This is a genomic window from Microbacterium sp. sgz311019, from assembly GCF_056135325.1.
Genome location: NZ_JBWAXO010000002.1, coordinates 535266 through 544037, shown reverse-complemented (window position 1 = coordinate 544037; position 8772 = coordinate 535266). Strand labels below are relative to the sequence as shown.

Below are 8772 nucleotides of genomic sequence, written 5' to 3'. Positions count from 1 at the left end.
GACACGATCCGCCGCTCCCGCCGCGTCGACAACTGGCTGGGCGAGTGTTCCGGACGCGAGGACCGGTCCGTCAGCGGCTGCCCCGCCCGATACCGTCGCGCCCACCGAGACGCGGTCGCGGGCGAGACCTGGAACCGTTCCGCCGCTCTTCTGACAGCCCAACCGTCATCGACGATCAGTGAAGCGAGTCGGCGACGCCCTTCCGGCGTCAAGGGCGCGTTAGCGTGAGTCACGAAGACCTCCGTGGAGCGGATGTGAGGGTGGTACCCACATCGTCCCGGAGGTCTTCGCCTCACCTCACACGATCACAACGTGTCGAGGAAGAACAGCTAGATGGCACGAGGTGCGGCGCGATATGGCTGAAAACAGAGCCGACTATTGAGAGCCAGACGACGAACAGGGCTATGTCGAGAAAAATGCGGACGGCACCGATAGCGATTGCCGCATTCGCCAGCCCCCGGCCGGTCTCGAGGTTCATCGGGTCGCTGAGCTGACGGCGAGCGAGAATGCCGAGGACCAACCCAGCGATGGGAACGAAGAAGGCTGTGATGAACCCGATGAGGGCCAGCGTATTGCTCCTCGATGGAACGGTCGGCGCGGACACGATCCGATCGTAAGGGCGCGACGAGCGACCGCGCCAGCCCGCAACACGACGACCGAGACGGTGACCTTCCGTGAGCAGTGTGCCGTGCCACAAGCCATGCCAATGGACCCGCACGTAGCGGGACCGCTCAGCGCGCACTGTCGGGCACGATCCGGTCGATCTGCGGCAGCTCGGTGGGACGTTCATCTGTGAACCAGTAGAACTCGAGTGTTGCAAGGCGCTTGTCTGTGGCCCACAGCATGATCCCGCCCGCGGGGTCGCCGGCGTCGTCAATTACCGCACTCTCCGCGATCGGTCCGCGAACTGCATCCGGCAGATCAAGCCGTGGCGTCTCGGCCGGGATCTCAAGCTCAAGCATCGTGACATTGCCGCTGACTCCCCGCAGCGCGGCGATCTGTGCCCGTGTCGCCTCACTCCCTTCCATGCCCGCAAGCGTGAACACGCGCGTTAGAACGTTCCGGACGGCGGAAAGGGTGGGCAGCACATCCATGCGCCGAGCATGGCACCCGAAGTGGTCGTCATGGAACAGGCCGCAAGGCGATCGCTTGCGAGCCAGGCGTTCGTACCGGGTAGCCAATGCTCCTTTCGGGATCCGCGCCTGGATCGATCCCGGTCGGCCGACCATCCGGTCTCTAGTTGATGATCTCGGCGTCGCCTTCGCGGAGCGTAATGAGCCGACCCCGCCACATCTCGATGGCCTCAGGACTCAATCGCGTCCACTCGGCGACCTCCTCGACCACCACCAACGGCGCGCTCGTCCGATAAGAACGTGTGGGGTTGCCGGGGAACTTCTTACCGGTGACGTTTGGGTCGTCCTCGAAGTCTCCGGTGGGCTCAACGACGTAGACATGGGGCTGTGCTCCGTCAGGTCCGAGCATGGCGGCGACCTCCGCCGCCAATCCTGCCCCATCCCGCAGGGCGGTGAAGTAGATGTGGTTCATGATGACGTCGGGCCTATAGTTCGACGGGCGCCCGGCGGTAAGTCGATCGCCGACACGGAGGTTCGCCCGGGTCCCGTGGAAGAACGGGCCACGGTCGGCTGAGGTCGTCTCGGTCATCGCGTCATTGTCCCACCGGTACTCGACGCGCGTTGAGCCACCGGGCTGCGGGCGGTCAGCGGCCGGGCATCGATGCGTCGATCGCCGGGGCGGGAAGGGGCGGCCACACGATGAGGAGGAATGCCGCGATCGGCCCGAGGAAGGCTGTAAGCAGGAACCAGTACCACGGAGACCGGTTTCTCGTTCTGGCTAAACCGCCGGCGAGGATCGCCAACGTAATCCACATGGCCGACACCATCGTCGTAAGAGTCGCGACTTCCTGCATGGCCCGACAATAGCGGTCACGCAAGCGCGCCCGAACTCTGACGGCGCGCGATCCGCAACCGTTCGACGAAGCGCAGGCCAAGGATGTTGGAATTCGTCCATCGAACGACCTAATCTGGCCACAATGCACAAGACTGTCGCAACACTCGCTGCCCTCACGATCGTCGCAACCGCGCTTGCAGGTTGTACTGGCCAGTCAATCAGGACCGCCCCGCAACGAACCGGCGCCGCCGCGGCTGCACCTACCTCCACCTGGTCGCCGCTTCCACAGCGTGACCGTTGTGACCCGAACCAGGGCCTTCGTGCCGGCGGCGACGGAGTCTCGACCAGCGGGGTACTCCAGCCACAGACCTTCGCCGACACGCGCGACCTCGGCCCCCGACCCGGCGCGCGGGGCACGGCAACGCTGCACCCGGACGGGCACCTCGCGTCCTACATCGTCGCCCCGCACGACGAGCAGACCGCCATCGCTGCTCGCTTCTGCATGACGGTCGTGGAACTGTCCGCGCTCAATGAGGTGAGGAGGCAGAACCCCTTCAGCCTCACGCCCGTCATCATCTACCGGGGGGACACGCTCAACCTCGACCCCTGCACCGTCCGCACCGTCGGCGACGAGAACGGCAAGGTGTACAACAACAACCTCCCCGTCTACGTCCCCGTCTGCTGACACTCGCCCACAGCTGACCGCATCCAACTCCCACGTTGCCGGAGGCGCGCATATCCGCTTCACACACAGAGAGAGACCGCCCAGTGTTCAACGATCCATCACCAGTCGACCCGCCCCTTTGCCTGCCGCTCTTCGCTCATCGGTGTTAATCCATCCACCCTCGGAGGGGCGTTTACGCTCCGCGAGACACGCGGTACCGCACGACGCTCGCCGATGACCGCACCGATGCCCGCCGGGTGGGGTTTACCGATCGTGCGGATCTGCCTTGGGTTCACGCGCTCCGAGGATGCGATCGAGCGTCTGAGACGTAGGTTCGCCTCGGACCATCAGCTCGATCGGACTCGCGAGCGTTGCCGACCCATCATCGAAGGTGAGTCGGAGCGTGGCGGCCTTCTTGCCGATGACCGGCTTTACCTCACCGATATTGACATCCGTGAGTTCCGACCACGGCAGGTTGCCCAGCCTGACCAGCTCGGCTCCGGCGCCGCGCCAGAGTGTCAACCCGTCGCCTCGGGCGGCGAGGAAGACCACGAATCCACGCGGGTCAGCGCCCTGGAGGACGAATGGATCCTTCACGAACGAGGGTATGAAGACCCCGTTCCACTCCGTACGAACGATCGCCGCGCCGGGGCATTCCTGCTCAGCGAGCTGGAGCCACCGCTTCCGCCTTCGGGCGACGACGAGCAGGGCGATCGCGACCGGGAGCGCAGCGCCGAAAACCACGGCGCCCACGATCAGCGCCGCGGGCAATGGGTACACCAGCAGGGCGCCGATGATGCCCGCGAGCAGGATGAGGAAGAAGATCCCGCGGACCATCAACGAGGTCAGCAGCGCGCCGCGCGCTTCCGGTGTTCCCGACACGGATCGGGCTCCTTCCCGTCGACCGGCTGACGCTGTTAGCCCGCGAGGCGCCTCAAGAGCAGGTCGCTGGCCAAGTCAATCACGCTGATCTGCCACAGAATTTCGACAATCGCGATGAGGGCGAGGAATGTGATCGTCTATGCCAACGCCCGATGGACGATCCCGCTAACGTGCGGGCGGAGCTTTCTGTCACAGTGGGCGCAGCTCGGAGCGGAGAAGTGCGTTGACGTCGACTCGCTCGATTGACAGGGGGTCTGGGCGCTTGCCGGGACCGATAACGAGCACCTCTGTATCTACCGCGTCAACGGCTATCATCCATCCGTCGTCGGTCGAGGCGAGCAGCCGACCGCTCACGGGAGCGCCAGACACGATCACCGGGACCGGTTCCGCTGGGATTGATGACAGCGATACGGGACTCCCGAAGCTCACCAGCCACAGGACGTCGGCTTCGACCGTGTTGCCCGGCTGGACCGTGTGCACCTCGAGGCGTGGCCGACATTCGGCATCGTCGCGCGTGAAGATGTACCTGGTCCCACCGCCATGGGACTCACCGAACGATCCGCTCAGCAAGCTATCTGGATCCATGGTCGACAAGCGATACAGCAGAGGGGGATTCTGTGCATAGTGAGCTTCGACCATGGCCTTCCGGCGGGCGGCCTCCTCATCGGAGACGCGCACGCCGCGCATTGGCCGAGAGTCGCTGCTCACCCGACCAGCATCCCATTCTCCGTGCGCACGTGGGGCAGACGATCGCGGGTGTCTTCGCTCCGGCCGCACCCAAGCTGATGGCGAACGAGCCGCCGGCCGCGGCACGCGAGTCCCCTCCACCGGGCAACGCGCGAATAGGGACCCGCTGCGTGCCGGGGAGGTCCTGCCGTTTGAAGCGTCCATGTACTCGGCATGCAATCGCTGATGTCCCACGACTCCCCCCGCTCACTATCTTGGGGGGAAGGATCGCGAAAGGATCTTGTGGATATCATCCTGCTCATCCGGTTCGTCGCCGTCGCCGATGAGCTGCACTTTCCGCGAGCAGCGGACGCCCTGAACATCCCGCTGGCTGCGTTGTACTCGTCGATCGAGAAGCTCGAGAATGAGCTCGGGCAGCCGCTGTTCGTCCGCGACAGCGCCCAGACACGCTTGACCAAAGCCGGAGAGCTCCTTCTTGTCACGGCGAAAGAGGAGATCGCCGCCGCTCCCACGCCGGCGCCGAAACCCGTGGTCCCGCCCGGCGGCAAGGCCAAGGCCTCGAAGGGCAAGGGTCGCACCCCCGTCGTGAAAGGTCAGCCCAAGCCCTACAAGAAACGGCAGGGCCGGTAGTGTTCCTGCAACGGGGACAGCGCACGACCGAGGCGCTCGGCGATTGATGTGATCAGCCCGGTCATGGACCGGCTCGCGGGCATCGACGCTCGCCGGAGTCAATCGGGGTCGAATCGGTAGCCGGCCTGTTCCATTGCACCCGCGATCTCCTTGATGCGCCAGTCGGAGACGGTTGCCGTGCCATCGCCATCGTCCCAGATCACCCGGATCGCTCCGGGCATGCGGTAGAGCCCGGTGATGCGGTCGCGGGGAACCCACGCTCTGCTGAAGAGAATGCGCATCTCCAGTCCCTCGGGACGGATCGTGAATCGCTGCATCCCGGGAACGTTCGAGCTGTTGGGGACAATGTCCTTTCGGATTTCCAGCGCCATCGGCCGGAACTGCGCTGTCGGAGGCCCGGCGGCGAACAGCGCCGGGTCCGCGGAACTATTGACGCCCGGCAAGAGGGGCTGGTGTCGAGGCGGGTTCCCCGACTGTCGGAACCTGATCGTCGTGGTAAACACAAGCGTCCCGATACTGCCCGCGAAGATCACGGCAAAGGGAACCCACATCGCTGAACTCACCTGCGGGCAACCGCCCGGACAGTCCATGGTCGCCACGAACCCGGCCGCGAAGCCCAGGAATCCGAGCGCGCTCAGCGCCATCGACACCCGCAGCCCAATACGCAGCACACGCACCGCCCGAATGTACTGCAGCTGTTGCCGACTGAACGCAAGCGGACCCGCGTTCATCCATCTGGTGCGGAAGGATGCGGGCTACGTTTAGTCCGTGCATACGGAGATGTGCGCGCCCGCACCTGCCAGCCAATACGGCTGAACGGAGCGGCTGGCCGTACCTGCCGAGGGGCACCCGATGTTCGAACGCTTCCGCGCCGTGATCGGCCCCTCCGTCGACTCTCCGTCAGGAGCGGTGTGGCAGTCGCCTGCCCTGCTCGCGGCGTTCGGTTACTTCGAGTTCGCATCCGAATACGCCGGGGCCACATTCGCCCGCGGCCTGTACCGCATTCACGACGAACAGTCCGGACCTGCAGCGAACGCCCTTGTCGCCGAGGCCTTTCCCGAGTTCGCGGACCGCGCCCGTCCCTTCGGTTACGACTGGCTCGGGCGACAGTTCGCTATCGACTCCGGCCGCGTCGAGAACGGGCAGCCCCTCGTGCTGCTGCTGGAGCCGGGCACCGGCGAGGCACTCGAGATCCCGACATCCTTCATGGAATTCCACACCGATGAACTCGTCGACTACACGGACGCCGCTCTGGCCCTCGGCTTCTTCCGCGCGTGGTCAGCCTCGCGGGAAGACTTTGTCACGCTCGGCCGGGATCAATGTGTCGGCTACAAGGTGCCGCTCTTCCTGGGTGGTGCGGACAGCGTCGAGAACCTCGATCTGAGGGATATCGACGTCTATTGGTCCATCACGGGTCAGCTCCGGCTGGATGTTAATCAGATGCCGCCCGGCACGCGAATCAACCACATCGAGCTCGCCTAACCCGTCGTTCCTGACCACACGCTCAGGGATCCCGTTCAGCGTGCGGAATGCCGCCGGCGTGACCTTGGGCGGATGAATGGAATGCAGATTGGCTGTGCCAGGGTCTCCACGGTGGACCAGGACCTTACCTCGCAACGGGACGCCCTGCTTCGGCTGGGAGTGTTGGATTCGAACATCTACGTCGATCATGGGATGACAGGAACGAATCGTGCCAGACCCGGCCTGCGGGAAGCATTGGCCGCGGTCCGCGCCGGGGACACTCTCGTGATCACCAAGCTGGATCGGCTCGCCCGGTCGGTGCGCAACGCGCGAGAGATCGCCGACGAGCTGACAGCGAAGGGTGTCGCCCTGAGTCTGGGTGGCAGCCGGCACGACCCGACCGACCCGGTGGGCAGGCTGTTGTTCAACGTTTTTGCCATGGTCGCGGAGTTCGAGCGGGACCTGATCAGCATGCGCACCAGGGAAGGAATGGCGGTCGCCCGAGCCAAGGGCAGGCTGAAGGGCAAGCAGCCCAAGCTCTCCACCGCTCAACGCAAGCTACTGTTCGAACTCGAGGACCAGGGCGACTACACCCAGACGGAAGTGGCCGCCCTTTTCAACGCATCCCGCGCAACCGTCTACCGGGAACTGCTGCGGCGCCGGCAATCATTCCTCGACGCGTGCGAGGCGCACATCTTCTAACACCCGCCCACCGGCTCCGCTCCCGCGGCGGAGCCGCCAGCCGCAGGGGACTCGTATTCGCTGGATCTCATTCATGCTGAAGCAAGCGCATCGAGACGTATCGCGATCTGAGAGCCGTACGATCGCGGGATGACGTCACCGACACCAAACCCTGTCGAGCCCGGCATCTACCAGCACTTCAAGGGAGCCCGCTACGAAGTGATCGGCACAGGGCGGCACAGCGAGACCGAGGAGGACCTCGTCTTCTACCGCCAACTCTACGACGACTACAGCTTCTGGGCGCGCCCGCTCGCCATGTTCCTCGAGGCCGTCAGCCGCGACGGTTACGAGGGCCCGCGGTTCATCCGCATCGCTTGACGACGAAACGGAATGCCACGTCCCGCGTCGGCCACGGACCTTGCGTGGGGCGCCGGAATCCGCCCGCTCACCGACCGTCAGCCGTTCCTACCGTGCCGATCTGGAGACTGCGAAGTTCGCTGATGGAAATTCGCGAAACCGGGCATGCTGAGACCGTTAGCTCGCCCGAGCACCCCGTCTACCGGGTGCAGTTCTGGGACTGCCCGTCGGGGCTGAAGGTGGGGCACCAGTGGCTGCCGTCCCACCACCACGTGCCATCGTCCGAGAACTGAACCCCGACCCGCTCCGCGGTCATCAGCCCTCCCCGTTCAGCGCCCAGCGATCGGCCGATGCGTGTATGTTCCGCTCATCGCTGAGATTCCTAGACATCCGGCCGATGGCGTCGATGCCACCGAATGCAGAAGGCACCGTAGGCTGCGGCGGCGAGCGCCACCACTGCGAGTGCCCACAACGACCACTGCCAGCGCACCCCGGCATTGGCAAGTGCCATGATGATGAGCGCCATGCACCACAGGAGCATTCCGATTAGGTAAGCCCAGGATCTCCGCTCAGTACGGATGATGAACGAGCTCGAGGTGGAGTGCAACGGCGACACGAGTTCAGTATGCCCCGACAGCGTCCATCCCTTGCCGCACGCGAGCTCGCCACTGGTCACCGCGCACGACCACGCCGTCATCGAATGGGTGATCCGGGAGGTGAGGATCTTGCCCACTGATGGTGCACTGCGGAGCGCCACGTCGTCGTCGGGAAGCTACCTTGTCACATCCCCCGCGTTGCACGCTCAGCGACCCGGTTACGTTCACCGGCGTCAGCGTCCGCGTGCTCCGTCGGCCAGTTGGGCGAGCGCACCTGGCAGTGCGTACACCGAGTTGACGAGTCGCAGGTCGATGTCGATGTCCGGCCGCACCGATTCGTGCTCAAAGCCCCACACGAGGGTGCCGCGCCGTCGGATCCATGATGCGACCCGCTTTACCCATCGGTCATAGTCGGCCGAGATCGACTGTGGGGACGTCGCCTGTGTCCCCAACGATCCGACCCGCAGCTCGGTCGCCGATGACGAACCCGGACGCCACATGAGCACGGGCGAAGCGTCCAGGTCGATGATCCGGTCGAACCCGAATCGGGAAACCTCGGAAAGGTTGCGTTGGTTGAACAGACCCCACGCGGTCGGCACGGTCAGCGCCGGGTCGCCGTTGGAGATGAATACGGGCTCCCCCAACTGCGGAGCGAGGACGAGAACGTGCGCGTGGTCGACGAGTTCCGCAGGGTCCAGCCACTCGGTCACATCGACGAGCGGCCACGGTCGAAGAACCGCCGTCGAGCCCACACCCAAGTAGTCCAACAACGCAATCGTGTCTTGAGATGTGGCGTAGAAGTAGGTGGCACCCGTCACCCAGGAACTGTAGCGGTATCCCGGTCACCCAAAGGAAGGATGCGAGTCCGACTGATCACGTCGCCAGCCCGCACGCGGACCGGCTTGA

General features: G+C 64.9%; 15 protein-coding genes. 5 read left to right on the top strand and 10 right to left on the bottom strand.

Annotated elements, in window-relative coordinates:
* From AC0NZN_RS05500 to AC0NZN_RS05480, 5 genes are all read right to left on the bottom strand, one after another.
* A partial coding sequence (locus AC0NZN_RS05500; RefSeq protein ID WP_474591252.1) for a helix-turn-helix domain-containing protein occupies positions 1 to 233 on the bottom strand: 233 nt, incomplete at its 3' end.
* Between the two features lie 59 nt (positions 234 to 292).
* Positions 293 to 604, bottom strand: coding sequence for a DUF4190 domain-containing protein (locus AC0NZN_RS05495; RefSeq protein WP_474591251.1), 312 nt, complete (start codon positions 602 to 604; stop codon positions 293 to 295).
* A gap of 127 nt (positions 605 to 731) precedes the next feature.
* Complete coding sequence (locus tag AC0NZN_RS05490) at positions 732 to 1094, bottom strand: hypothetical protein (RefSeq protein ID WP_474591250.1); 363 nt, start codon at positions 1092 to 1094, stop codon at positions 732 to 734.
* Positions 1095 to 1236: 142 nt separating this feature from the next.
* A complete protein-coding gene (gene arr, locus AC0NZN_RS05485; RefSeq protein ID WP_474591249.1) occupies positions 1237 to 1662 on the bottom strand; it encodes an NAD(+)--rifampin ADP-ribosyltransferase in 426 nt (141 codons plus the stop codon).
* Between the two features lie 55 nt (positions 1663 to 1717).
* Positions 1718 to 1927 carry a hypothetical protein gene (locus tag AC0NZN_RS05480; protein WP_474591248.1) on the bottom strand — a complete coding sequence of 70 codons (210 nt, stop codon included), beginning with the start codon at positions 1925 to 1927 and terminating at the stop codon, positions 1718 to 1720.
* 123 nt (positions 1928 to 2050) lie between these two features.
* On the opposite strand from AC0NZN_RS05480, the gene AC0NZN_RS05475 reads away from it, so the two are divergent.
* Positions 2051 to 2593 carry a hypothetical protein gene (locus AC0NZN_RS05475; protein WP_474591247.1) on the top strand — a complete coding sequence of 181 codons (543 nt, stop codon included), beginning with the start codon at positions 2051 to 2053 and terminating at the stop codon, positions 2591 to 2593.
* Between the two features lie 243 nt (positions 2594 to 2836).
* Here the strand turns inward: AC0NZN_RS05475 and AC0NZN_RS05470 are convergent, their stop codons facing one another.
* Positions 2837 to 3454 (bottom strand): hypothetical protein, encoded by a 618-nt coding sequence (locus AC0NZN_RS05470; RefSeq protein ID WP_474591246.1) that lies wholly within the window; start codon positions 3452 to 3454, stop codon positions 2837 to 2839.
* A 189-nt stretch (positions 3455 to 3643) separates the two neighbouring features.
* Positions 3644 to 4141, bottom strand: a complete 498-nt coding sequence (locus AC0NZN_RS05465; RefSeq protein ID WP_474591245.1) for a hypothetical protein — start codon at positions 4139 to 4141, stop codon at positions 3644 to 3646.
* Positions 4142 to 4423: 282 nt separating this feature from the next.
* Here AC0NZN_RS05465 and AC0NZN_RS05460 point away from each other — a divergent pair, with 282 nt between their 5' ends.
* On the top strand, positions 4424 to 4771 hold the full coding sequence (locus AC0NZN_RS05460; RefSeq protein WP_474591244.1) for a LysR family transcriptional regulator: 348 nt from the start codon (positions 4424 to 4426) through the stop codon (positions 4769 to 4771).
* 98 nt (positions 4772 to 4869) lie between these two features.
* On the opposite strand, the gene AC0NZN_RS05455 is transcribed toward AC0NZN_RS05460, so the two are convergent.
* Entirely contained in the window at positions 4870 to 5448 is a 579-nt protein-coding gene (locus tag AC0NZN_RS05455) for a hypothetical protein (RefSeq protein WP_474591243.1), read from the bottom strand.
* Between the two features lie 175 nt (positions 5449 to 5623).
* Between AC0NZN_RS05455 and AC0NZN_RS05450 the strand changes: the two genes are divergently transcribed.
* The 3 genes from AC0NZN_RS05450 (at position 5624) to AC0NZN_RS05440 (ending at position 7291) form a co-directional block, all read left to right on the top strand.
* Positions 5624 to 6253 (top strand): T6SS immunity protein Tdi1 domain-containing protein, encoded by a 630-nt coding sequence (locus tag AC0NZN_RS05450; RefSeq protein WP_474591242.1) that lies wholly within the window; start codon positions 5624 to 5626, stop codon positions 6251 to 6253.
* 72 nt (positions 6254 to 6325) lie between these two features.
* Entirely contained in the window at positions 6326 to 6934 is a 609-nt protein-coding gene (locus AC0NZN_RS05445) for a recombinase family protein (protein WP_474591241.1), read from the top strand.
* A 129-nt stretch (positions 6935 to 7063) separates the two neighbouring features.
* Positions 7064 to 7291: a DUF1653 domain-containing protein gene (locus AC0NZN_RS05440; RefSeq protein ID WP_474591240.1), complete on the top strand. Its 228-nt coding sequence runs from the start codon at positions 7064 to 7066 to the stop codon at positions 7289 to 7291.
* Positions 7292 to 7652: 361 nt separating this feature from the next.
* Here AC0NZN_RS05440 and AC0NZN_RS05435 read toward each other — a convergent pair whose 3' ends face one another.
* The gene (locus AC0NZN_RS05435) at positions 7653 to 8003 is read right to left on the bottom strand and encodes a hypothetical protein (RefSeq protein ID WP_474591239.1); all 351 of its coding nucleotides are present in this window, start codon (positions 8001 to 8003) and stop codon (positions 7653 to 7655) included.
* 96 nt (positions 8004 to 8099) lie between these two features.
* Positions 8100 to 8684, bottom strand: coding sequence for a hypothetical protein (locus AC0NZN_RS05430; protein ID WP_474591238.1), 585 nt, complete (start codon positions 8682 to 8684; stop codon positions 8100 to 8102).
* Positions 8685 to 8772: the final 88 nt, after the last annotated feature.